The organism is Candidatus Nitronereus thalassa (assembly GCF_032191465.1).
Taxonomy (GTDB): Bacteria; Nitrospirota; Nitrospiria; order Nitrospirales; family UBA8639; genus Nitronereus; species Nitronereus thalassa.
In genome coordinates this window covers 2,296,175-2,320,253 of record NZ_JAQOUE010000001.1, presented here as the reverse complement: position 1 = coordinate 2,320,253, position 24,079 = coordinate 2,296,175, and the positions used below count along the sequence as shown (strand labels likewise).

Here is a 24,079-nt window from a genome sequence, read left to right as displayed (position 1 = left end):
TTAAGTTTCAAGGAATTCATGCCGATTTTTAAAAAAAGAGTTGTTCAACCAAATCAGCGAATTATATCGATATGGCATTTTATCCAGCAGCAAGAGAAGACTTACGTATTGGATTGTACATCAAGTTAAGTGGGAATTGGTTTACCCATCCCTTCCCGACGAATAGCTTTAAAATTAAAGATCAAAAAGAACTCGCCACAGTGCAGGCTTTGCGCAACTGTAAAATTCTGTATGACCCCGACCGCTCCGATCCCTTGCCATCTGAGGAAGTGGAAGATGGCAGCATCGAAGAGGTCCAAGTTGTAGATAGTCCATCCATTGTCCAGGAAATGCCAGATAGCCAAGATCTGCCAATAGTCCTTTCTCCCTACCTGGACAGCCCGGAAAAGTTCCGTGCCAATCAAGCCAGGCTGAACAAGCTCAAGGAGGCTGAAAAGTCCTACAAGGAAGTGCTCAAGCAAAATAAAGACAGCATTCGCGAAATAAAAGCCGGTTATGCCAAGGGAGTTCGAAAGGCGGAAAGTCTGGTCAACACGCTTGCGAAGATATTGGATGAAAATGGAACGTTAATAAGCATTCTGAATTTCAACACGAACCAGGAAATGGGAGATGACTTTTACTATCATTCGCTCAACGTCTGTATGTTGTCCATGGTGTTAGGGCAAGGGTTGGATCTCCCGGATGAAACCATCAAGATGCTAGGCATCGGAGCCCTGTTTCATGATATTGGTGAACTCGACGGGGCGGGAATGTTCATCAAAAAAGGTGCAAAGATGAACAAACAAGAACTCCTATTCCTACGGAACCATCCCAAAAATGGAAGAAAAATGATTGGGGGATTTGGCTTCCCGGAACCGAGTCTTGAAGCCATTGCGCAGCATCATGAACGGCTTAATGGAAGCGGCTACCCCGACGGCTTGAAAGAAAGCGCCATTCACCTGCTGTCTAAAATCGTCATGGTGGCAGATACCTATGATGAATTATGTAATAACTCGCAATTTGAAAAAAGCCTGACTCCGCATGAGGCCATCTGTCAAATTTATGCCAAGCGCGGAGATGAATTTTGGGAAGAAGCCGTTATCGCGCTGATTCAAAATTTGGGAGTGTATCCTCCGAGTTCAATTGTCGAGCTGTCCAATGGGTCGTTTGGCATGGTCACAAGCATTAACCTGGTTGATCGAATGCGTCCAACCATCATGCTGTATAATCAGGATATTCCCAGGGAAGAAGCGATCATTGTAGACTTATATCAACAAGAGCCCACGTTAAGCCTTAAGCAAAGCCTGCGCCCGATGGATGTTCCACGCAAAGTCTGGAAGTATCTCAATCCGCGAGGAATGATCAGTTATTTTGCCTGCAATACCGGTGTGTCTCCAATGGCGACACCGGGAGCGGCCCCGGCTCCCCAACCCTCCTTGGCTCCAGCCTAAAAAAACCAATTGGATGTGACGGGGCCTGTATCGTGTGGATTGATAGACTTCAAAAAAAGCCACGTTGAGCCGACCTATCAAGCTTGGGTGACGAGGTACTCACCTACTTTTTCTTTTTGGATTTCGATTTAGATTTTCCCCACGTTTCTTTCAGCACCGTTTTCCACTCCTCGCGGGACACCGCCGGCATCGTCTTAATGCGAATATGGCCCATCGAGGCATTGAGTACACCCGCCTTCATTGCGGCGCGATTGTGCGGAAATTCCAAAATTGCCACCACGTCATATTCACCCAAACAATAATAAGCGTTAAGCAATTTACCTCCCAAGGCTTCCACATTCTTTTTGACCATGTCCGACCGTGCTACACCTTTGTCCTTCATGGTCATCAATCCATTATGGGTAAAGTTCACTAAGCTGACGTAAATAGGCATGCTGCACCTCCTGATGGATGAAGTGAATAATGAAACGCTCTTGGTCGAGACGAGCTACGAGTATCCTAGAGGAAAGAAGGGAGGAAGGATAGATTCTTTTCTGGAAATTTTTAGTCGAGAGAGGAATGGAACCGTGAGGAAGCCTTAGCGTGTTTTCTCTGAGCCAGTCACAATTTTATGCCTTGTCACAAAAAACCAAGGGACTGGATCTCGAGCTGTTCCTTCAACTTCCTCAAGAAGGATTTCGCCTGTCATTCTGAGCGGAGCGAAGAATCTCTCCTTCAATGGTCAGAGCTGTCACCTATCCTCATCAGCGCAAGAAAGGCAGATCCTTCGCCTGCTGGCTCAGGATGACAAAGGAAGGGGGAAAGAAGCTTCTCTCGGCAGTTAAAAATTGAAGCGAAAGGGACAAAGCAAAGGCAGCGATAACAGCGAAAGTGTGGAAAGGGAGAAACGCGAAAATTATAATTGGAAACACTATAGGAATGCGAAACCCCTCACTCTATTAGAGCCAACTTCAGCTCATTTCACCCAACTCCAGCCAAGGTTTTGGCTCAATCCGAAGGTTGGCTGGAATAGGTCTGAATAGGCCGGAGTGTGATGGCGTTGAGCACAAAATGAGCACAATCATTAATCGAATTGGTATTAGCTAACTAAGGTTTTGGGCTATATAAAAATGTATTTTTTTTACTGCCTTAATTTTAACTCTTTTATTAGATCCTCATACCGGCTTACCCATGCACAGCCCTTTTCTGTCGCTGTAAGAAAGGTTTGCAAAGAAAAAGAAGGATGATCAAGATTTTCTATCAAATCTTCTAGCTCTGCCGGGGATAGGTCAAGTTCTATTTCTTGATCTTCTTTGTCCCATCGAGCTACTCGAACAAATTTGGATTTAATAAGCTCTAAAATAAATCGAACCGTATACTGGGTGACTTTATCTGGGGCAACATTTAGTTCCTCCTCAAACTCGCATTTGATGTGATCTAGAAGCCAAACATCTCTCACTGCCTCAAGCAATACATCTCGTTTAAGGTGAACAATCGTCCATCCTTTATCCAAATCGTCATATGAGTATGTCTCATTTTTCATTAGACAATGGGACAATGAGGATGTTCAAAAACTATAGAAAATCTCAGAACTAAATCGCTCTGAATTTGTTACAAAAGAACTCCAAAACTTCAAAGTCAAAAACAACTGTTATTGAACTATTTTACCCAGTCAATGAAAATAAGATTTCCCTGCTGGCAACGATTCGTCTGCTGCAATAATTTCATTACATGGCAGGGCCACAGGCGTCCATTTGGGCCAAGGGCCTTCTTCCCCAGGAAAGCCAATGACGATTCCGACTAAGCTAAGGTTGTCGTTGAGCACAGGTGTCCCACTCATACCAGAACCTAGATGCGTGGACATTTCCAAGAGGTTTTGCTTCATTAGATAATTGTTTTTTTGAGAAACGATTGAAATCTCATAAATAGAGGGGGAAGGTTCCATTCCTGGAATATTGGGGTATCCCAAGACTGCACATCTCATCCCGAGATCATCCGGATAATTTAACTTTTGTCGAATAAAAACCGGAGAAGATGAAATTTTTTTCCCGAGGCGAAGAAGAGCCAAATCTTTTTGGAGGTCATAGTATAGAACTTCATTGCAAGAAACGACTGTACTGCCAAATTCTATTTGTTGGATTACCCATTTATCCTTTTCTACAACATGGGCTGCTGTCATTAACCAATCCGTTTGTTTAAACAAAAATCCTGTCGCAAATTTCTCGTCCCCTGTCTTTTGGTTCTTTACTAATATACGCCCGATCGATGGTGAAAATCTTGAGACTACTCTTGCATGAGGGCCACGGTGAGTTTCTTTGTATGGTTTGTGCTCGCTAATTATTTTGGCTAAACGCTCTTCCTCATCGGGAGTAAGATGGCGAGCACTAAAATTCGGTAATTTATCCTCCTGATAAATGCTAACTATAATTTCTCCATCCTTCGTGCTTAAAAAGCCTTCAATGGGAGCATAAGGACCACGACCAAAAATCGAGATATTAAGCTTTTCTTCAATATCCATAGCTAACTGGTCAGGGTTAAAACTTCCTTTCTCTTTTTGAAAAACATATTTCTTTACTTTTTGAGGCATCAGTCTTCACATCATGTGGGAATTAGTTAACTTTGACCTTTAACATTTGTTTTTGAAACTAAAAGTAGAAGCTTCGAAACTCCAATAATATCAAATACTGACCGTCAGAAAAATGGAAGGGTTTTTGAAAAGCATGCTTCAATCAAAAACAACTGTTTTTGGTTCCTCAGATTTGGTGATATCTCATGTTGATAGCTCATCCGCTAGTGCACGCAGCAGCTTTGCTCCATCACCCTGCCAGGTGCTGCCGTGCATGCACGCGAGGGTCGTTGGGTTCGTTGAGGCTAGTCGCTCAAGCATAGCGCGTGCGTCTTTCGTGTGGGAGAAGTAATCCATCCCCTGACGGAACGATTCACTCGGGCCGAGAATATCCGCTTCCGTAATGGGCGGAAGATTGGCTCCTCCCTGGGTCAATAGGTCGCCGCATAGCAAAGTCGATGTTCGTTCTTCAGTCAATAACCCGCATTCCCACGCATGTGGCAGATGCGGTGTGTCGATCCACCGTACGGAGTGTGTACCCAAAGAGAGCAGTTCTCCATCGGCGAGGGCGCGAGGTGCCCGATCAGCCAAGTCACCGATTGAAACCAACGCAGCGACAGTACCGCACAGTGGTTCAGAATGTGGAGCAGCCATAAGCCATTCATTGAGCGAGCCGCATTCGTCGGCTTCCACATGAGAAAATCCAATGTAACGAAGTTTTTCAACCGGCAAAATAGTGGCTACCGCTTCCCGCACCAGGGGAAACATTTTTCGCAGGCCGGTGTGGAAAAGCAGTGGTTCATCATCCACAATGAGATATTGGTTGAAGGAAAACCCTCCTGCCCCTTCGATCTCAACCGGGGTGTTAATGCGATAGATCCCGTCAGCAATCTCATGCACATTTGTCCCAGATTGGCTGTTTGTTATGGTCATTGAGTGATCCTTGCCATGATTGAGGTGATTGCGGTGTTCAGTGTGGACGATCCTATTATAGACTATACTGACCCCGAAAGATTTCCCTTCGGCCTTCGCAAAAGCTTAATCCAAAGTATCTGAGAAATCGAGAATTTGCTTGGGGTACTCTCCTAAGGTTTTTGAGCAGCTCCATTTTTCGTATAGTGAGAAAAGTAACATTCTTCTAAACGTTTCAAAATTGTTGATCAACATGGATGCACGTCAACACCAAGAACATTTCACTCATCGGTTATCACTATTTCTTTCCGGGATGATTTTTTTGTTGCTCTTGGTAATGTTGTTGGCCGGGAGACAGGAAACTTCGGAAATTGTTATTCGCATTGTGGGAGCTTTCCTTGTGGTTGCTTTTTTGTACTGGTTTTTGACCCGCAAAGCTCGGCGGAGGTCGGTGCTTCGGAAGCAGCCATTTCCCGCAGAGTGGGAAACCATCTTGCAGCGAGAGGTGCCGTTTTATCAATCACTCGATGAGTTGGAGAAAGCCCGTTTTCGGGAAGAGGTGCGAATCTTTCTTTCTGAAAAACGAATTACGGGCATTCAAACCTCAGTCGATGACACGGTGCGTGTGTTGGTGGCGGCGAGTGCGATCATTCCGATTTTTGGGTTTCCTGGGTGGGAGTGGGACCAAATCAGCGAGGTGCTCCTGTATCCGACGACATTTAATGATCAATACGAGATTGGCCGTACGGGAGATGAGGATATTCTTGGCATGGTCGGAAGCGGGGCGATGAGTCGTATGATGATTCTCTCTAAGCCTGATTTACTACAAGGTTTTCGCAAGCCTCAGGATCGCAAGAATGTGGGTATTCATGAGTTTGCGCACTTGCTGGATAAGTCCGACGGTGCGGTTGATGGCGTGCCGAGTGTTGGTTTGTCACAAAGCGCAGTCGTTCCTTGGATGAAACTCGTGCATCGAGAAATGGATAAGATGCGGAGCCATCATTCGGATATTAATCCGTATGGATTGAAGAGTGAGGCAGAATTTTTTGCGGTGGCTTCCGAGTACTTTTTTGAAAATCCGGACAAGATGCGTCGGAAACACCCAGAACTTTATACGATGCTCGAAAAAGTGTTTCGCCAAGACCCACAATCACGTATGAAGAATGCTTTGCTCACAATGGTTGTTCCAAATTCTAGAGGACTGGGGCGAAATGCACCTTGTCCATGTGGAAGCGGAAAAAAGTACAAGCACTGTTGTTTGGCTAATTGATGAAAAACGCGACAATAGATTTTTATCAGTTGGTATTTTGTGTTCCATAAAAGGACAATGAAGAAAACTGGTGTTGATGGCTCTGGGGAGTTAGGTCAGCAGCCTACAGGAAAATTTTTTCATTCTGAATTTGTTGTTTTATTTCTTTATTGCCATTCAGATGTATTCCTTCAGTTGAATCACGATTCTTTATGAGCGGAAGGTGGTCAACGCCTTCGGGTGTCTCAAGTTCCACTAAACTATTCCGATTTGGACATAGTGAGATTTGTCTGATACTTTCTTGAAGTCATAAGCAGACCCAAGAAGAACCACTTCCCGATAAAGGCAAACCCGCTGTGAGGCGGGGACGCAAAACCACGGATCAGGCAAAAACCCTGATGGCCGGGTTGCCGAAGGAAGGAGAGAGATTCTCCGAATCCTCCCAGGAAGGAAGTGCCTTCTTTGTTTAAGGATGCTTCCGTGCTGAGGGGTTTTTTTATGCCATTTTTCGTCAGGATTTAGTTCGCCGCTGTGATGAAAGTGGCATTCCCTTCCTGATCTCCAACAGGCTCCATTCTTAATAAGCTTGCAAACGTCTTGTTTGCTGAATCTTAGTTGAATCCAAGGCCGGACTTTAACAACGAGTGCCCTTCACTCCGCCAGTACGAGAGGTGGGTGGGGAGTGGGAACGGTCGCTTCCGTCACGTTTCGGGCGATCCTATCTCACGTAATTTTCAATTCTCGGAAGGGGGAATCATCATGAAGTCAGAAGTTCCAGCAGAAGTACAATGTCCCAATTTGAAAGAGAAACGTGAAGTTGGTTTTGAAATTAATGTGTTTCGAGGTGCAGAAAAAGGTGGAGTGGAGGTGACAGGATGTTCCGAATTTTTGAACGGCAAAGGGGTGGTCACCTGTGGGCATAACTGTATTCACACCGAAGAGGCGCATGCCATCCACCAACGGGAAGTCGAAAAACATCAGAAGGAACTTGGAAAAATCGGAACCAACGTTATTGGCTAACAAACGAATTAAAATTCGTTTCCCTTAATTAAGGAGGTCTCTATGCAAAGATTGTTGTCTAAATGGTCCGCGGTTGGCACGACGCTATTGTTTTGTGTCAGTTTGATTTTTACCCCGGCAGTGTTGGCTTCCAAAGAAGGTGCTGCCCCTGCAGAGGTCGAGATTACGGTCAAGGTGTCTCAACAAGGGTTTCTGGATCATCGGAATAAGCCCTTTGGGCCGAAAAATCCCCTGAATATCCCCAAGGGAAAGGTGGTCCGCATTACGTTTGAGTTTAGCGAAAAGGTGACCAGTTTAGCCTATGGGGATACTCATCAGGTTTCGATTATTTCAAAAGATGGGTGGGAGCAAGAATCGAAGAAAATCTGGATGTGGGACCAAACAGCGAGCGTCACCTTTCTCGCAGGCGAAGAGGGGCGAACCAGTTATCGAGGCTTTTGTATTGTGGATTGCATCGGCATGGATCACTTGAATAATTTAGTCATCCATGTTGTGTAGTGGGCTCTTTCCCTACTCGTCACCATTCCTTATCCCATGGTGTTCGTGCAGAGGACCTAGATTCTGGCCCTCTGCACGGCCTTTTGGGGGAATGACACGCACCTTATAATTTCTCGGTGGCCTCTACTCCAGAGTGATAGGTCGAATACACGACAATGGGTATTTTTAAATCACCCAGGTGTTTAGCAATCAGCGGTTTGACATCTTTCCAATCCAAACCTCCGACGCCGCAGGCCAACTTCGGGAGGGCCACGCTGGTGAATTTTTCCTCCTCAATGGTTTTTCGCAAAGCTTTGAGACAGTGATTAACGTTTTCCACGCTGGCTTTTCCTGGTCTTCCCCCCCGAGTAGGTGGTGGCTCTTGCGTGAGCAGATTGATAATGCGTACTCCACCCGCTCCACCCCACGTCCATAATTCACCTGTTTTTGGTTCTGAGACTTGGCAAGCGTGCTTGAAGTCTTTGTACATGGCTGGCCATCGCTCTCGTAGCGCCAGGGCTAAGCCATTGGCGAAATTGTCATGGGGCGCCACTCCGTGGGCTATGGCATTGGCTTTGGTTAAGAGAATGTCCCCTTCTACTTCTTGAATCATGAATGGTCCTCCTTGGCGAGTGAGCCGGTAAATAAGATAGTGAATTTTCAGTTTGGAGTGCTTTGAATGAAAATGAACAATACTTAGAAATATCTCAGAACGCGTTTTTTATTCGTTCGTACCCTTTCTTGATTTCATCGGCTAACAACCCTGCGGCGGCGGTGACGGAATCAGCCGCCTCCCCAGCTTCTTCGCCCATTGTTTTCATTTTTCCTTTCACTTCTTCCCATTTGGTTTCAAGCTTTTCCCACTCATCTCGACCTTCGGCTTTCGCCAGGTGAAGTTTTACCTTGAGTTCATCACGTTGTTTCGTTAGCTCGTCAACCAGTTTTTTGAGATCGTCTTTTGTGTACCCCATAATCAGTCCCTCCTTAGCGATGAATGATGTCAAAAACCCTTAGCACTTTTTATCAGTGGGTTCGACCCTACAAAGGGAAACCCACTCTGAAATTTCTTTTAATAATTGTTCTGTGGCGGAATTGGCGGCTTGAACACCGCCATAAGGGTCGTTGCTTTGTGCATTTTCCAATACCGTAAATTCTCGCGTGGCTAGGACGTGAAAATTTTTCACACGAATCAGTTGTAATCGGAGATGTATTCGGATCCGGCTTGGCTCTTGGGTAAATTCGTGTTGGAGCAAAAGGTTTTCAGAAATGAGTTGGTAATTGCCTCGGACGGGACTAGGCATTTGCACCACGGCATCCCATTGATTGGTATGTTCCAGGGCTTTGACTAACAGAGGAAGAAGCATGTGAGCCGGTGTCTCAGCCCATTGGTTCACGGCGAAGTAGTTGAGTTCGTGGTCTCGTGTGATATAGGCCATGCGGTGTGTGTTGAACCCGGATTGCGCACGAGGCAAATTCACAAGCAAGGTGCCTGTACTTTGTGTCATTGGGCGTGCCTCGGTTGGTATTTCAGCACGGAGAAAATAAGTGTGTATGGGTTCATCAGTACGGACTGGAAACATTCCGCAACCCGACATGATTAGAGTGGTGACAACAAGAAGCCGGATGACACACCTTAAAATTTTCTTCCGTATAACTATCATTCGCCTGGTCCCCGTGGTGGGGGTGTTCGCCCAAAGATGAGCGAATTGGGTTGGTGCTCCAGTTGTTGAGCCGTTCGTTGCAAGGTGGAGGTTAATTGGCGAAGCTCCGCCACTAGCGCACTCATTTCACTCAGGGTCTGTTGAGAAAATCGTTCAACGTCGGGTTTGGTCCTCTCGACCGCTGAACCGACGGCGGTGCTAGCCTGACCGACCTTTTCGGCCATGGCCTCCAAAGAATCGGCGCTCCCATGCATACGATCGATTAAAAAGGGCATCTCCTCGTTCAGCATTTTACTGGCTTTCAATACATTCTCCATGGTTTGCGCGGCATTTGTGATCCCCTCGTCAAACCGTTGTTTGTTGGCGGTTAACGTCTGGGTTAGCGTTGCCAGATCTTTTAGTAGTTGGCTGAGGGCTTCCCGATTGGTTTCATCCAGCAAGGCGTCCACATTTTTGGTTACACGGTTCAGGTTGGTGAACAGCTGTGTCGCTGCCTGGTCAAAGCGAACCAGGAGAGACGGGCCGGTTTGGATCACGGGATAGGATTCGCCGGACTTCGCTTCCAATGGAGGCGATTCACGGCTGCCGCCGGTAAGATCCACAATTGCGAGACCGGTGAGTCCTTGAACATCTAAAATCGCGATGGTGTCTTCTTTAATGGGTGTGCCTCGTTCAATTTCTAAGGTCAGCCGCACCTGTTGCGGATTGTCGGGGTTAAGCACGATTTCTTTCACGCGGCCAACCCCCACCCCCCGATATTTCACAGAAGCGTCAACGCTCAATCCAGTGACTGATTCCTCCATGTAGGCATAGTAGCGGTCATAGGTCTTTTGATCGAAGCCTTTGCCCAACCACAGCACGACTCCGACCAAGAGAGCACCGAGCAGCACGACGAACGCGCCGACCACCACGTAATTTACTTTTGGCTCCATGCTTGCTCCCGTGCGGCCCGACCTCGTGGCCCATGAAAGTACTCACGAATGAGTGGGTCGTCTGATTGAGAAAGCTCCTCCATCGTGCCCGTTCCTAAGACTCGTCCATTTCCCAACAAGGCGACACGGTCCGTGACTTTCCAGAGAGAATCCAAATCGTGCGTGACAATCACCATGGTGAGTCCCAGCCATTCTTTGAGTTGTTGCACCAAATCATCAAATGCCCCGGCACTAATCGGGTCGAGCCCAGAAGTGGGCTCATCCAAAAATAAGATTTCGGGGTCGAGAACAATGGCCCGAGCGAGTGAGGCACGCTTGCGCATCCCGCCGCTCAGTTCGTTTGGGAATTTCGTGACACTGTTCATGGGAAAGCCGGTCAGTGAAATCTTCATGAGTGCGATCTCGTGGATGAGGCGTTTATTCAGGTCTGTGTGCTCTCGCAATGGGGCCTCTACATTTTCCACGACGTTCAGCGAACTAAATAACGCGCCATGTTGAAACATGACGCCGATACGGCGATGCAAGGCTCGTTCGGTTTTTGCATTCAACCCCTTGGTGTCTTGTCCGAAAATCCGAATTGTTCCGGAATTGGGCTCGAGCAGCAGGATGATTTCCCGGAGCAACGTGGATTTCCCGCATCCGTTTCCACCGGCAATGGCAAACACCTCTCCTTGATAGATATCAAGGCTCACATCCTCATGAACCACCGCTGAGCCAAAGCGCGTGCAGACGTGCCTTACTTCGATTAACGCCTCCCCAATGGTTGTGGTTGGTGCTGTTGGTATGTCAATCATATTCCCCACCAACTCAAAAAGACCGAGAAAAACGCATCGAACACAATGACCAAAAAAATGCTTTGGACCACGCTGATCGTCGTGTGCTGGCCGACACTATCCACGCTTCCACGAATCTGAAACCCCTGGTAGCAGCCGGTTAATGCAATAATCACCGCGAAAACCGGGGCTTTGATGATGCCGATGACGTAATGTTTAAGTGCGATCGCATATTCGAAGCGGTCGATAAATTCCGTAAAGCTCACACCTAATTGAGTCTTGGCAATCAGCATGCCGCCGAAGACGCCGACGATATCCGCGTAGACCGTGAGCAATGGAAGTGCTAAGACCAGCACTAAGGCTCGGGGGAGCACCAGGTAATTCATGGGTGAAATGCCGAGTGTACGCAGGGCATCTAATTCTTCTGTGACGTTCATGGTGCCGATTTGCGCGGTATACGCGGACCCGGATCGACCCGCCACTAAAATGGCTGTCACCAATGGAGCAATTTCCCGCAACAACGAGACGCCCACCAGGTCCACAATAAAAATATTGGCGCCAAAGGTTCGCAGTTGCTCTGCGCCTTGGTAGGCAATCACGACACCCATCAAAAAGCTCAGGAGGCCAACGATTGGGAGCGCATGAAATCCATCTAGTTCCAGATTGCGAATGAGTACGCGCCAACGGATGCTGCGCGGAGAGCCGAGGAGTCCAAACAGCCCAATGGTGCTTTCCCCAAGAAACCCCAACGCATGGATTCCTTGGTGCAAATCTGTCCACACATGCATACCAATCCGCTCCAGCCAACTCTGAGTTGGTGGATGGGCGGCTGTTTCCAGGACTTCCTGCTTGTTGGCGACGAGTTTGAGAAGCTCGGCGAATTCAGCCCGCAATCTCCGCCAGGTAATGTGATGGCCCTGTTGTTGAAGCCTGGTAAGGCTTCGGTGAAGAACCAAGGCTCCACCGGTATCGATCGCGGTAATATCGTTGCCGTCCCACACAAGGTCTGTCTGGGTGGGCCAGGAAAAGGCTTGGAGTCGTCGGTCGAGGTCAGCCAGTTTCGATATAGTCCAACACCCTTCGCAGTAAATAGTCTGGTCTTCTCCAATATTGATCTTGGCATTTTGGTCTTTCGTCATAAGGGAAATGTGTTGTTTCGGTGCTGTCATAAAGATCTGCCCGGCCAATCTTTGTAAAGCACGGACGGAAACTCACCAGGGCCATCCACAACCATTTCAATGCAAAATTGATGTTCAAAATACGAAGGGAGGGTTGCCAGCCTGTAAGTGAATGAATGTTTGGAGCAAGAATCCAGTAGAACCAACCCAGAGAGCGGGTTGGGAGGGAAAGAAGTATTAGAAAAAGTTGCTCAGGGATGAGTTTGGGTTACATTTACTGAGGACATTTTGGTCTAAGAGCGGGAATCTTAATTGGCGCAAATGTCTACAAGTTTTGGTTCACTATGCTTAAGTCCTCATTTTCTGTTTTTCTTCGATGGGGTTTCCCCCCGTCTCCGTCTCCTTAAAATGTTCCATTTGAGGGTTATTTCATTTCCTCAGTTCTGTCGTGTTCTATTAATAGGAGGGAAAAGTACCTCTACATCCTTGCGGGAGTTGGATGTATTGGGTTCGGGATTTTTAAAGCTTAGCTTTGGTGACTCAAATCCCTGAAGGATTAGATATTCTTACAACCACTACCCTCATCCGCACTTTCTTGGGCATCACCAATAGCAGATTCAAGACAGAGAAGGGCATCCGCCTCTTCATCCCAACTTGCAGCCGCGTCTTTTCGAACCATACGGCCAACCTCCACCGCTTCCTGGATATGATCATCGTCAATCCCAGCCTTCTTGGCCTGAATAATATGATGTCGAAGACATAAGACGCAATTGGCGGTGACTGATGCGCCGATGGCAATGAGTTCTTTCATTTGGGTATCCATAATTTCTTCTCCTTTTCAGAAAAAAGCCAGGCGATTTGGTCGAATACTCGCTTGAAAAAGTATATTTGTCTTAACAAAATGAATATGTCTTGTATGTATTTGAGCAGTTTTAGGAACAGAGTGGAGGACTAGGTTAGAGAATCTTATTTAAGGTTTGAATCAGATCCTCCTTTAATACGGGTTTTTTGAGGAAGGCCCGTAAGCCAATTTGCTGAGCTTTTTCGAACGTGACCGAGTGGCTAAATCCGGTACAAAGAATGATGGGGAGATCACTCTTGAGGCTCAGAAGGAGTTGGGCCAACTTTTCTCCGGTCATTCCAGGCATGGTTTGATCCGAGATTACCGCATCATAATGTGTGAGGTCTGACCTAACCCGAGCCAACGCCTCCTCTCCATTCGTGCAAATATCAACATCACATCCTAGAGCTTCCAAAACTTCTTTTCCGATACGGGCTAGAGCTATTTCATCGTCTACAAAGAGAATTTGCGCTTTTTTCTTTAAGGAAGTCTCTTGGAGATCTGGAATGATCTCAGAGTTACTTTTTAACTCACCTTCTGGAAAATAGATTGAAAATGTCGCACCTTGTCCCAAGGCGCTTTCAACGGAAATGACGCCGTGATGAGCTGTGACAATTCCAAGAACCACGGATAATCCCATCCCTGTCCCTTCTCCGATTCTTTTGGTGGTAAAGAAAGGATCAAAAATACGATTTAATAATTCGGGTGCTATTCCCTGTCCAGTGTCTTTGACCCAAAGGCGGACATAGTTCCCTGGAGTTAAAGTAAAAAGGTCGAACCTTTGGGGCCTTTCAATATTGAGGTTTTCAACTCCTATCTCCAGCAAGCCACCTTCTTCTCTCATGGCATACTGTGCATTGGAACAAAGATTCAGGATAATTTGATGAAGTTGTGTTGGATCACCCAGAATAGGCGCGATGTCCTCCTGAATTTTTTGATGAATTTCGATGGTGGCAGGCAAAGTTGCGCGCACCATGGTTAACACCTCAGGCAAAAGCACGTTCAAGTGAATGGGTTTTCTGACGAGCTCTTCTTGGCGGCTAAAGACCAGAATGTGTTGGACTAAATCTTTGGCTCGCTTTCCTGCAAACAAAATTTCCTGAAGATTTTTTTCTAGAGCCTCGTTGCCACTGGCCTTATTTTTCGCCAATTCGGCGTATCCTAAAATAACTCCTAAGACATTGTTAAAATCATGGGCAATCCCTCCGGCTAACGTGCCAATGGCTTCCATTTTTTGCCCCTGTCGTAATTGCGCTTCCATTCGTTTTAAATCAGTGATGTCGGTGTTCGTTCCGAACCATTTAATTACCTCCCCTTGTGAATTGAACATGGCAAGGGCTCGGCCAATATGTGATCGGTAATCATCATCATGCCCTCTTTTGAGGCGAAACTCTGTTTCATAGGGTTGATTGGTTTGTCTGGCATGAGCCCACCGTTCCAAACAGAGGGGTAAATCATCGGGGTGGATCACATTTTGCCAGCCCTGTTCGATCAACTGTTCAAAGGGAAGTTCGAAATATTCAACTACTCGACGATTCACGTAATCCAGAGAACCGTCTGGACGCGCCGTCCAAACTTGTTGGGGAATGGCTTCGCACACCATTCGAAAACGTTGTTCGCTTTCTTGAAGGGCCTGTTCCCATTGCTTTCGTTCTAATTCCGCGCCTATCCATCGAGCCATGAGTTGTGAGAAATCTTGGTCGGCTGCTGTAAATTCTTGTGGGTATGGGACTCGATCCAGAAAGCATAAGGTTCCATACATGGTTTCCCCAACCGTGACTCGGGTTCCTATGTAGGCTTCCAATCCCATAGCCTGATAGGCAGGATGGGTCGCCCAGGCAGACTTTCCTGCATTCTCGAAAACCAGGGGTGTTTCCCGCTCTAGGGCCAAACCACAGAATGATTCACAAATAGGCACTAATGCATGCTCAACCCAACACTTATCGGGAGCATGAAGAAATTCGAGTTCGAGGTGCTTGCCGACCCGTTTGGTCAAGGTGCCATAGGGTAGCCCAAATCGTTGGCATCCCAGTATCAATAAGCCACGAATTTTTTGATCAAAGGAAAGATTTTTCGAAGAGGTAATTTCGTAAAGCTGGCGAATTGAACGCTCACTGACTTGAAGATTGTTTTCTATGGCTTTTCGTTTGGTAATATCGTGTGTTACGGCTAAATGCTCGATCTGGCCGGTAAGCGGATTCTTGAACGGCGTCGCATAGGTTTCCATCCAACACTGGGTTCCCTTGAGTCCCTGGATTTTAAACTGGAGGGTTTGAGGATCTCCCTCTATGACCCGTTGATGCATTTGTTTAAAGACATGACGATATTCAGGGAGAACAAGATCAAATACAGAAAGGCCGACGGCTTCATTCTCACTATCCGCCTCAATAAATTCCAAACCAGCCGGATTCATGGATAGCAGTGTGCCATCTGCAGCGACTCGTTTTAAGCAACCGGGTCCAGTCTTGAGCATGGTGGTGAGTAGCATTTCTTTCTCTGCCTTTTGCAATTCGGCCTTTTGAGGTTCAGTAATATCGTGTGAAATGCCCAACAGGTATTCAGGATTCCCTTGAGAGTCCAGTATCGGGACCTTTTTGGTATGTAGCAAACGCGAGCCCTTGTCCCGCGTATGAATTTGCTCTCTGGGAATTTCCACCAAGCGACAGCCCTCCAACACTTCGCGATCCTTGACCGCAAAAAAATCGGCTTCCTTCTGGGGGAAAAGGTCGTAGTCAGTTCGCCCAATCAGTTCATGACGTTGGTATCCTAAGAGGTCTTCGCCGGCTTTGTTTAATAAGACGAACCGAAGATCCTTGGCGTCCTTCACAAACACCATATTCGGGATGTTCTCCACAATAGCGTGAACCAACGCTTGAGATTGTCTCAATTTTTCCTGCCCCCGATTTCGTTCGCTAATATCCCGAACAATGGCGCAATTAAATTCCCTCTCATCGAACTTCAGATAATTAATCCGGATTTCGACAGGGAAAACGTGACCATGTTTTGTACGGTGATGGGAATCGAAAAAAAAGATTCCGTCCTTTTTTACTTTTTCCCAAGTGTCTGGCCAAGTATCAGCAGGGCAATCTGGATTAATGTCATGGACGGACAGAGAAAGCATTTCTTCACGGGAATACCCAAGAGAATGGCAGGCAGAATCGTTGACATAAATAAATTTGGCATCAGGTCCCATACAGTAAATACCATCACTGGCGCGGTCCATTGCAAATTGGGCTGATCGCATCCCTTCTTCAGATGGCGCAGAGGTTTCTTTTAGCTTTTCTTCTAGCTCGGCAATTCTCGCTTGGAGAAATTCAATGGTTTGTTCTTGGTTATTGTGTACCGTGCCCATGCTTTCACCCAGTACCTTTTAAAAAAAATGACAGGCCCCTAGCCTGTCTAAGCCTATGCCACATTGGGATAAATGTCACCAGGAAAATGTTGAAAATTTTTTGAAGAAATTCTTTTTTTATGAAATTTACTGTCTTGAATTCTAGGTGTGCAGAGGTGTTGGGAAATGTTATTTCTGGTTGTCTATCGCTCGCATAAGGTAATGGCTAAAGTAGTAAACTGTGCCGGGGGAGATAATATTGCTGTTTCATTGGGGAAGTGGCGGGGCCAAGGTTCGGATGTATCGAACTACGTCATGAATATCCTGATCGCTCAGGATCTTTTCCCAGCCATGCATTTCATCAAACAGGGTGCCGTCCCTGATGATGGTATATAATTCTGAGTCGGGTTTCTTTCGGGTTTCAACGGACAATAGGTCTGCGGGTTGAACGGCGAGAAAATATCCTACCGGGCCTCTCCCATCACCGGTTCGTCCGTGGCACTCCATGCAGTTTTCTTCAAAGATAACTTTTCCCCGTTCCAGATTTCCTATTTGGGATTGGGCAAAGGCTGTAGGTTCCATGGGCAGGAAAAGCAGAGTGGCAAGGATCACAAGACCACAGCAGGTTTTACGGTTCATGAATGATCCCCTCCTCAAATGTCTGCGCCTGAAGCTTCGGCATCTGTATGTCGCAGCTACAAATGATATCAGCCATGAAAACGTCTTTACATGATTTTGTGAATGCCCTCAGGGCGATATAGTATTGGTAATTATTTTGGTGAAACTTTCAAAGTGACCTCATCCTTGTTGTCAACTCTTGCTTGTAGAACAGCCTCATTGATTTGTGATGCCGTTGGTGGGTTGTATCCTCGCTCCCTGACATGTTCTTGCATGGCATGAAGAGAGCTAAATGATCGACTCCCCGCCCCTGGAGCATCGGGTGTCCCCTCTATCACCCACCAAATCCAGTGAGTGCGTGGCATATCAATGTGGATGACATCAATCCATAAAGATGTGGGCTTAGCTTCTTTTTCTTTCATTTGTGGTGGCCTTCATTTAGCTTAATGTTTCCTAATACTTTGAAACCGTTTGGGACAGATGGGTTTTTTAATAAACGGATATCAATTTGCGTTCCTTTCATGGGGAGCCAGCAGGCGAATGTATCGAATTACTGAGTGAATTTCTTGTCGACTGATCCGTGTTCCCCACCCGTGCATTGGGCTATAGACTCCACCCCACACGACTTTCGAAAGGAGTTCCCCGTCAGATTTCATTCGGGAGTCTGGTGCATGAAAATTGGCTGGTTTAATGACTAGATTTTTCGCCTCTGGACCATCTCCTTGGCCTTTAGGGCCGTGACATTGAAGGCAATACTGTTCATAGACCGACTTCCCAAATTCCTCGACCTCGGCTGGCATGGGAGCCATTCCTAAAGACCAGAGCAGCAAAAAACACAAGGCTCCTATAAACCGAATTTTTTGTTTCATGATATTTCTCCTCTTTGTCTTTCTTGAAATTCTATCTATCAAACTCAAGCACTGTCCTATCTCTTCACTAGACCGAATTCTCATGGAAAAATGGAAATTTCTTTCTTTTTTGGTCATCGGCATTGGCACCGTCAAATTACATATTTTCTTGAATTATTTTTTGCGAGGCGCAAGCTTTTTTGTTGGACCTTTCCATTGAATTCTGGCGAGCTTATCCTTGTGTGACCATTTGTACTGAACCTTGCCTTTAAACGCGCGCATTAAGTCTCGGCCGATTCGTTGGGCCATTCGCTCCGTCGTAGTTTCAAGGTCGATCCCGTCAGTCCGAGTACGTACGGTCATAATCCGTTCTAACGGATTCACATGACTCGCTCGCTTTTCTTCATTGTGGATAAACCCCATGATATCCGCTTTATGGGCTAACCAATTTTCCCACACAATAGAGACAAACCCTTCGGCATAGCCATCTCGAATTTTTTGACAAGCCGGACAAAGGAATAATTCCGGAAACATTAACGGTTTCCCAATTTTCTTGGCAGGTCTGGAGGACTTAGGGATAATGGTGTCTTCCTCGGTCCGAGGTAATGTCCATCGTTTACGGTGATATACGGACTGACATTCAGGACAGATAGCAAATCCTGTTCGAGGATAGGTTGACGCGTAAGGATCGCCGACCACCTCTTTTTTCTTAAGGGATTGCAGGGTATATCGCTTAGTTTTTCGCATTGTCATATCCGGTCATCCTCGTTAATGGTGAATCCCAAATCTTCCGGAGAGGGACTGTTTACAAGACCCATGAAACCTTAAAAGCACTCCTGACTATTTAGGAATTATTCGTGTTTGTTATCGAGAATATAGGAAAATGAGGGCCTTTCACTTTGTATCTCACGCAAAATCAAGGCCAAGTTTAGAACAGGGCATAGAGGAAGGATTTTTCAAAACTTCTAAGATAAGGTGAGATTGGTCTCATTGAAAGGGTTATCTTTATTGCTTGGCCGTGATGGGGCAATTTCAGTGGGAACATGATATGGACTCTCCTGATTCCAAAATATATGAGGTGCCCTTTCTCATGCGAAATGGTGGCGCTTCTTGCTACAATTTTACCTGAAGACCTTGTAGATATTTTCGTCAAATTTTGAACCGTAGTTGTTCATTCCCTTGATTAACTCCCCTGGAATACCTCAAGAATGTGTTTTCTAAGGGCAGAAATGAGCGGGATCGGTGCAGGCATTAGTGTTGCATGTTTTAAAAAATAGAGCCCTTATCGAATGTTGCGTTATGTCAATTTCTTCTAATTCTTTTCAGCCAAGACCCCTAATCAGTATTAATGAGGAAGGGAGGAATTGTTGTGTCATTCTGGTGGTTGACGATGATGATGCGATGAGAAGCCTCTTAGTCGATGAGTTGGGTGATTATGGGTGTTGTGTCCTAGAAGCCGCCGATGGTGAAGAAGCGCTTTCCCAAATTCAAGCCAAGACGCCGAGTTTAATTGTGACTGATTTACAAATGAAATCCGGTGGGTTTGATTTTATTAAAAATGTCAAAACAGTCACTCCCGATTGTCGCGTGATTGTGGTGACGGCGTTTGGGGATTCTCAAACGCACGGCATCGCTAAGAATATTGGCGTCGATGGATACTTTGATAAACCTGTTCGTATGGATGATTTGAAGACGCTCGTGATGAAAGTGTGTCCGGTGCCTCATTGTCCACATGTCCAGGTGAACCTCGAATAAAAAGGAGCGTTTTCGTAACGACAGTTTACGATGGCCGGATCGTTTATTCATTTTCCTCAGCTCGACCCAATTCTTACCGCACGCATAGAGGCATTGGCGAGCCTAGCGGATCATCTCTCTGAGCCCGTAATGGTGGTCTCCCCAACTCATGACTTAGTTTATGCCAATGCTTCAGCTAAACAAGTGATTGACGATTGTCCTTTGCTTGAACAGGTGCGGGAGGGGGGGGTATTTGAGCATCGCTCTCAGCCTTGTGAGGCCTGTCCAGGGAAAAATGTGCTGGAGTTGGGGAATTTTTGTCAGGAGGCTGGTCATGCCCAACCTTCGGAATCGATAGCTCCCACCTGTCCTTTTCCCAAAGCGCTTCCCCTAGTTGGCACTCAGGAACACATTCGTTGTGTATTGATGTTAGGACGAACCGGACGGGAAACGATGGTGTTACATTCGTCAGTTAAAGGCTCTTTCCCTCTCGTCAAGGAAAAAGTCGTGGAATCGAATCCCCTTGATGTAATCGTTGGAAAGAGTGAGGCCATGCAGCAGGTGTTTGATACTATTCGATTGGTGGCGACCAGCCAGGCGACAGTGTTATTGCAGGGAGAAAGTGGCACGGGAAAAGAGCTAGTTGCGAAAACGATTCATCAATTGGGTCCACGTCGCGAGGCCCCTTTTATTGTCATTGATTGTGGCGCCATGCCTGAAACCTTGTTGGAAAGTGAATTATTTGGACATCGACGCGGGGCCTTCACTGGAGCAGTGGCCGATCGCAAGGGGCTGTTTGAAGAGGCGGAAGGCGGAACCATTTTCCTCGATGAGATTGCGAATACCAGTACGAGTTTTCAGGCTAAACTCTTGCGTGTGTTGCAGGAAGGCGAAGTGAAACCCGTGGGCGGTAATCACCCTACCAAAGTTGACGTGCGAATTATTTCTGCCTCGAATATTCCGCTGGAGCAGTTAATTGAAGCTCAAACTTTTCGAACGGATTTATTTTATCGGCTAGCGGTTCTTCCCATTACCCTACCACCTCTGCGGGATCGGCAGGAAGACATTCCATTGCTTGTTCACACATTTATTCGTCGTGCCTGCCAAAAGCATCATAAGGACGAGGTGGGAATTGCTCCTGATGCCATCCTTCAATTAACCCAAAGGACGTGGCTTGGAAATGTACGTGAATTGGAACATGCCATTGAACGTCTCGTGTTGACGACTCAGGGGCCTTGCATACAGGCCTCAGCTGTAGAAGAGTCTCCTGACTCAATTTCTGGGACGCCAGATTTGTATCAGATGAGGAAATTGGCTCAGTCCAGGGTAGAGAAAGACATGATCGTAAAAGCCTTGGGGGAAGCGAATGGGAACAAAGTCCTAGCGGCAAAATTATTAAGCATCAGTCGAGCCACGCTCTATAATAAGATCAAAGCCTATAACATTTCCTAACAGTCGTTCGCTTCCTCTTCTTCCCCTGACTTTTCTCCCACTACCAATTGGGATAGACTGCGGGGGAATAGATTCGCCCAACCCTCAAGCCACTTCGAAACGTTGAATGTGTGGCCTTTATGAAAGGAGCCTTTATGCCGATTCAAGACCACCAGGAGCAATATATTCAAATCACGGAAACGGTGTTGCGATTATATGTGCTGCTCAATCAATACTTGGATCGATGTCATGATGAGGCCGCGAAGGCAGCCTTTCCGGAATCGGAATTTCAAGAACATTTACGGACAACCAGGGAGAAAGCTGCAGAATTGCTAGCGAGTAATCGAATTGTCAAAGAAAAGGTGGCTGTTGAATCAGAAAGAATTTTACAGTTAGGAGTTGATTGGGTGGCTCGGTCAAGTGAGAACGGAATGAACCTTCAACTCGCAAAGGAACGAAATATCTTGCAAATAAAAACGTTGACGCTCAGTGATCTGCTGGCCGTATTTCGTTCAATGTAGAAAAGTTTTCCCAAGTTCCTAGCCGGTTGTCGCTCGAAAAATGAGTGATAATTTTTTTTACCTACGCGCGGCGAAGGTCTGGCAACCACCGACGGGTATATTATTTGGAAATAGTAATGGGCACAGCAGGGGTTTGAGAAATATCCGTAACGGTGAGATGGTACAGTTGGTAGAGAATATCAAAGGCTTCATGATTCCATTGGTCTTCCAATTCCCCCGCTTCGGATTCTTCTTCAATGTAATACCATCGATCCCGTTTCTTGGCGGAGACAATGGCCTCTGCCGGTTGGGTCCTAGATTCTTGGATGGTGAGTGTTTTGGCAGGATTCACCATTACGAATGGTGTGCGTGGATCAGGAGCAACAGGAAACTCTTGATCTTGAACAATCCCTCGCCCAATAAATCCTAGAATTCCCTTAAAGCTGCGCAAGTGAATTTCTCCCCGCATAGGGAATTCCCCGCCTGGATAGCCATGTCGAATATCTACCTTAATATGGTTGAGGGGAAATCGGTTGGCTTGTTCGTGTAAGGCTTGCCGCTCGTGATTGGGGAGTGAGTCGGGGTCATAATTGGTGATGATGATACGACCCACCGTCGGTTTCGTTCCATTCTGAAATTGAAGTGGGCCAATGAACAAATTCCGAGCATACTGTAGCCACGATATATGCATCACTCGCTGACGGAATTCTTGGTATTCCTCTTTTCGGTGTGGCTGATTCAATATAAATCGCCGATGGCTCTCCCCTTCTTCAAGAATAATTCCTCGAGCCATGAGCCGAAGGAGAATTGCAGGATCGATCCCCTGATGCGCTAAGAATTGGATGGTGTTTTCGGAAATGGGGGTTAACAGCCGTTTGGTGAACTGTTCTCCTTGGACGGGGATGATGCTCACCGTCGGATTTTCTGCGGCGGAAGTTCCTAAGGTAAGAGACAACGAGTCGAGCCCAGGATTTTCGGTTATTGCGCCAGTAATGCCCGTATTGACTCGAAAGTCAAAGGTGGCGGCGATACTCGAAACCACCGTGAAATGAATGGGTTCGTGATACCGCATGCGAGCAATGTTGAGAAGTAAGAGTTCCGATTCGATTCGATTGACCGTCCAATCATACTCCAGTACAGCTCGATGAAGGGCAATGGGGGATGCACACCCGTTGACCATGAAGAGCCCGAGGAGAGCCGCCATGCAGGCGGCTCGAAATGTAGAGGGAAGAATATTCATGAGAGAATTCAAATTTCAATGAATGTATCAAAGAAGAGAGGGCGGAACCAACTCTTTCACAGAGGCTGAGGGTCAAGAGACCTCTGGGAATTGAGGGAAAACGATGATCCTGGTGGCACATTAGAATGAGCAAGTAAATGAGAAAGTAGAGTTTGCGGTTTCAGAGAGGATGAGGTTAATCCACGGAGAGTGAGGTATTGGACCCGAAATCATCCGCAGAATCAGATTCGAATTCATCGGGAGAATCTGGTGCAAAATCATCGGAGTCGCCAGTGACCTGGAATTGGGCGATCCACTTCGCTTGGGCGTCGGTGTTGTCTGGGGCCTTGGAGGATGCAAGTGGCGATCCACCAAGAGAGGTTTTCGGTTCATTTGAGTCTACGGAATCTTGGGTCTCACGGAGGGCGATTTCCGTTTGGGTATCGAGAGTCTCTACCTGCGGCTCGGGCAGTGAGCGAACCTCACGACTCTCACCTTCGGATTCCGGATCTCGAATCTCTTCAAGTTCCTCAGATAGGGCATTGTCATCTTCGAATTGTTCGAGATCGGAGTCGAAATTATCTGATTCTGAGATTTCCTCATAGCCGTGAGGCTCGAGAGAGATTCCTTCTTCCGGAATTTCACCATGGACAACATTTTTTACGGGTACGGCTTGGGCCTTAGGGGCTGGCATGCCCGGTTCTTGGTGTGGGTGATTGGTTTCCCCACAGCTCGCAAACAGGCAGGTGGAAAACACCGTCATCCATAACCAATATTTCCCTACCGAAATGAATTCCTCGTGATTCATCCCTAATCCAATTTCTTGAAGTTTCCAGCTCATTTTTAATTCCCTGCGGTGTGGCAATAATAGCCCTCAATACGATTATTGATTCGGGGTTTCTCTTTTCTCTCTTGTCGGTTGATTTCCTCGAGGAAATGACTGAAAGGCAATGCAGAAGAAATGGACTTAATTTTTATACGTATTTATTTTTATTTAAAATGGCATTTTATTTTCAAAAATTGGGCTCCAAAACAAAATAATATGAGTTATTTTGGACCAAAATGCGTCAATGTTTCATTAATGATGTCTAATTGTTTAGACACAGTAACGCATTGTTTTTATGCGTTTTTTGATGTTTCTTTCATACATCTGTCCAATTCCATGGAATTATGTCCAGTTCTGCCATTTGCCAATCATTGCACCAAAAAGTTCATAACCTGCTAAATCGTAAGATTTTTTTATGTAATTTTCACTTCCACCTCATTCGGCATTCAATTTGCTCTCAATATTAAGTGCCGGGGAAGACGTGGGTGTGATGGACCGGCCTCCGGAATACCCAACCTCCTTTTTGGATGACTCTTCCCCGGCTTTTTCCCCTGAGGCTGGAAAATATAGGTATGGCAAGAAGTTCATTAATTATTTTTTAAAAAAATAATACT

Annotated in this window: 25 protein-coding genes and 1 riboswitch; of the genes, 7 read left to right on the top strand and 18 right to left on the bottom strand. The window is 46.4% G+C overall.

What is annotated here, in order from left to right:
* The first annotated feature begins 71 nt into the window (after positions 1 to 71).
* Positions 72 to 1,430 carry a cyclic di-GMP phosphodiesterase gene (locus tag PPG34_RS10455; protein ID WP_313833225.1) on the top strand — a complete coding sequence of 453 codons (1,359 nt, stop codon included), beginning with the start codon at positions 72 to 74 and terminating at the stop codon, positions 1,428 to 1,430.
* 103 nt (positions 1,431 to 1,533) lie between these two features.
* Here PPG34_RS10455 and PPG34_RS10450 read toward each other — a convergent pair whose 3' ends face one another.
* From PPG34_RS10450 to PPG34_RS10435, 4 genes are all read right to left on the bottom strand, one after another.
* The gene (locus PPG34_RS10450; protein ID WP_313833224.1) at positions 1,534 to 1,863 is read right to left on the bottom strand and encodes a GYD domain-containing protein; all 330 of its coding nucleotides are present in this window, start codon (positions 1,861 to 1,863) and stop codon (positions 1,534 to 1,536) included.
* Positions 1,864 to 2,550: 687 nt separating this feature from the next.
* The gene (locus tag PPG34_RS10445; protein ID WP_313833223.1) at positions 2,551 to 2,952 is read right to left on the bottom strand and encodes a hypothetical protein; all 402 of its coding nucleotides are present in this window, start codon (positions 2,950 to 2,952) and stop codon (positions 2,551 to 2,553) included.
* Between the two features lie 129 nt (positions 2,953 to 3,081).
* Positions 3,082 to 3,996, bottom strand: a complete 915-nt coding sequence (locus tag PPG34_RS10440; protein ID WP_313833222.1) for a S1 family peptidase — start codon at positions 3,994 to 3,996, stop codon at positions 3,082 to 3,084.
* A 183-nt stretch (positions 3,997 to 4,179) separates the two neighbouring features.
* Entirely contained in the window at positions 4,180 to 4,908 is a 729-nt protein-coding gene (locus tag PPG34_RS10435; protein WP_313833221.1) for an oxygen-binding di-iron domain-containing protein, read from the bottom strand.
* A 232-nt stretch (positions 4,909 to 5,140) separates the two neighbouring features.
* Here PPG34_RS10435 and PPG34_RS10430 point away from each other — a divergent pair, with 232 nt between their 5' ends.
* The 3 genes from PPG34_RS10430 to PPG34_RS10420 all read left to right on the top strand — a co-directional run bounded on the left by PPG34_RS10430 (position 5,141) and on the right by PPG34_RS10420 (position 7,654).
* Complete coding sequence (locus PPG34_RS10430; protein ID WP_313833219.1) at positions 5,141 to 6,157, top strand: zinc-dependent peptidase; 1,017 nt, start codon at positions 5,141 to 5,143, stop codon at positions 6,155 to 6,157.
* A 313-nt stretch (positions 6,158 to 6,470) separates the two neighbouring features.
* A riboswitch (cyclic di-GMP riboswitch) is annotated at positions 6,471 to 6,551 on the top strand.
* A gap of 344 nt (positions 6,552 to 6,895) precedes the next feature.
* Positions 6,896 to 7,156, top strand: a complete 261-nt coding sequence (locus PPG34_RS10425; RefSeq protein WP_313833218.1) for a hypothetical protein — start codon at positions 6,896 to 6,898, stop codon at positions 7,154 to 7,156.
* A 42-nt stretch (positions 7,157 to 7,198) separates the two neighbouring features.
* Positions 7,199 to 7,654 carry a hypothetical protein gene (locus tag PPG34_RS10420; RefSeq protein ID WP_313833217.1) on the top strand — a complete coding sequence of 152 codons (456 nt, stop codon included), beginning with the start codon at positions 7,199 to 7,201 and terminating at the stop codon, positions 7,652 to 7,654.
* A 103-nt stretch (positions 7,655 to 7,757) separates the two neighbouring features.
* Here the strand turns inward: PPG34_RS10420 and PPG34_RS10415 are convergent, their stop codons facing one another.
* The 12 genes from PPG34_RS10415 to PPG34_RS10360 form a co-directional block, all read right to left on the bottom strand.
* A complete protein-coding gene (locus PPG34_RS10415) occupies positions 7,758 to 8,246 on the bottom strand; it encodes a macro domain-containing protein (protein WP_313833216.1) in 489 nt (162 codons plus the stop codon).
* Between the two features lie 94 nt (positions 8,247 to 8,340).
* On the bottom strand, positions 8,341 to 8,604 hold the full coding sequence (locus tag PPG34_RS10410) for a hypothetical protein (RefSeq protein WP_313833215.1): 264 nt from the start codon (positions 8,602 to 8,604) through the stop codon (positions 8,341 to 8,343).
* A 39-nt stretch (positions 8,605 to 8,643) separates the two neighbouring features.
* Positions 8,644 to 9,213 carry an ABC-type transport auxiliary lipoprotein family protein gene (locus PPG34_RS10405; protein WP_313833214.1) on the bottom strand — a complete coding sequence of 190 codons (570 nt, stop codon included), beginning with the start codon at positions 9,211 to 9,213 and terminating at the stop codon, positions 8,644 to 8,646.
* Between the two features lie 77 nt (positions 9,214 to 9,290).
* On the bottom strand, positions 9,291 to 10,226 hold the full coding sequence (locus tag PPG34_RS10400; RefSeq protein ID WP_313833213.1) for an MlaD family protein: 936 nt from the start codon (positions 10,224 to 10,226) through the stop codon (positions 9,291 to 9,293).
* A complete protein-coding gene (locus tag PPG34_RS10395; protein WP_313833212.1) occupies positions 10,211 to 11,020 on the bottom strand; it encodes an ABC transporter ATP-binding protein in 810 nt (269 codons plus the stop codon). The genes PPG34_RS10400 and PPG34_RS10395 overlap by 16 nt, the downstream gene beginning before the upstream one ends.
* On the bottom strand, positions 11,017 to 12,168 hold the full coding sequence (locus tag PPG34_RS10390; RefSeq protein ID WP_313833211.1) for an MlaE family ABC transporter permease: 1,152 nt from the start codon (positions 12,166 to 12,168) through the stop codon (positions 11,017 to 11,019). The genes PPG34_RS10395 and PPG34_RS10390 overlap by 4 nt, the downstream gene beginning before the upstream one ends.
* Before the next feature lie 505 nt (positions 12,169 to 12,673).
* Positions 12,674 to 12,940, bottom strand: coding sequence for a carboxymuconolactone decarboxylase family protein (locus tag PPG34_RS10385; RefSeq protein ID WP_313833210.1), 267 nt, complete (start codon positions 12,938 to 12,940; stop codon positions 12,674 to 12,676).
* Positions 12,941 to 13,073: 133 nt separating this feature from the next.
* Positions 13,074 to 16,310, bottom strand: a complete 3,237-nt coding sequence (locus PPG34_RS10380; protein WP_313833209.1) for a PAS domain S-box protein — start codon at positions 16,308 to 16,310, stop codon at positions 13,074 to 13,076.
* Positions 16,311 to 16,556: 246 nt separating this feature from the next.
* On the bottom strand, positions 16,557 to 16,928 hold the full coding sequence (locus tag PPG34_RS10375) for a c-type cytochrome (protein WP_313833208.1): 372 nt from the start codon (positions 16,926 to 16,928) through the stop codon (positions 16,557 to 16,559).
* A gap of 131 nt (positions 16,929 to 17,059) precedes the next feature.
* Positions 17,060 to 17,329, bottom strand: a complete 270-nt coding sequence (locus tag PPG34_RS10370; RefSeq protein ID WP_313833207.1) for a hypothetical protein — start codon at positions 17,327 to 17,329, stop codon at positions 17,060 to 17,062.
* An 81-nt stretch (positions 17,330 to 17,410) separates the two neighbouring features.
* On the bottom strand, positions 17,411 to 17,776 hold the full coding sequence (locus PPG34_RS10365) for a c-type cytochrome (RefSeq protein WP_313833206.1): 366 nt from the start codon (positions 17,774 to 17,776) through the stop codon (positions 17,411 to 17,413).
* Between the two features lie 153 nt (positions 17,777 to 17,929).
* Positions 17,930 to 18,508 carry a BCAM0308 family protein gene (locus tag PPG34_RS10360; RefSeq protein WP_313833205.1) on the bottom strand — a complete coding sequence of 193 codons (579 nt, stop codon included), beginning with the start codon at positions 18,506 to 18,508 and terminating at the stop codon, positions 17,930 to 17,932.
* A gap of 546 nt (positions 18,509 to 19,054) precedes the next feature.
* Between PPG34_RS10360 and PPG34_RS10355 the strand changes: the two genes are divergently transcribed.
* From PPG34_RS10355 to PPG34_RS10345, 3 genes are all read left to right on the top strand, one after another.
* The gene (locus PPG34_RS10355) at positions 19,055 to 19,510 is read left to right on the top strand and encodes a response regulator (protein WP_313833204.1); all 456 of its coding nucleotides are present in this window, start codon (positions 19,055 to 19,057) and stop codon (positions 19,508 to 19,510) included.
* Positions 19,511 to 19,540: 30 nt separating this feature from the next.
* Positions 19,541 to 20,941: a sigma-54 interaction domain-containing protein gene (locus tag PPG34_RS10350; protein WP_313833203.1), complete on the top strand. Its 1,401-nt coding sequence runs from the start codon at positions 19,541 to 19,543 to the stop codon at positions 20,939 to 20,941.
* Between the two features lie 134 nt (positions 20,942 to 21,075).
* Positions 21,076 to 21,441, top strand: coding sequence for a hypothetical protein (locus PPG34_RS10345; RefSeq protein WP_313833202.1), 366 nt, complete (start codon positions 21,076 to 21,078; stop codon positions 21,439 to 21,441).
* Positions 21,442 to 21,541: 100 nt separating this feature from the next.
* Here PPG34_RS10345 and PPG34_RS10340 read toward each other — a convergent pair whose 3' ends face one another.
* Both PPG34_RS10340 and PPG34_RS10335 read right to left on the bottom strand, forming a co-directional pair.
* A complete protein-coding gene (locus tag PPG34_RS10340; RefSeq protein WP_313833201.1) occupies positions 21,542 to 22,660 on the bottom strand; it encodes a hypothetical protein in 1,119 nt (372 codons plus the stop codon).
* A 175-nt stretch (positions 22,661 to 22,835) separates the two neighbouring features.
* The gene (locus PPG34_RS10335; protein WP_313833200.1) at positions 22,836 to 23,480 is read right to left on the bottom strand and encodes a hypothetical protein; all 645 of its coding nucleotides are present in this window, start codon (positions 23,478 to 23,480) and stop codon (positions 22,836 to 22,838) included.
* Between the last annotated feature and the right edge of the window lie 599 nt (positions 23,481 to 24,079).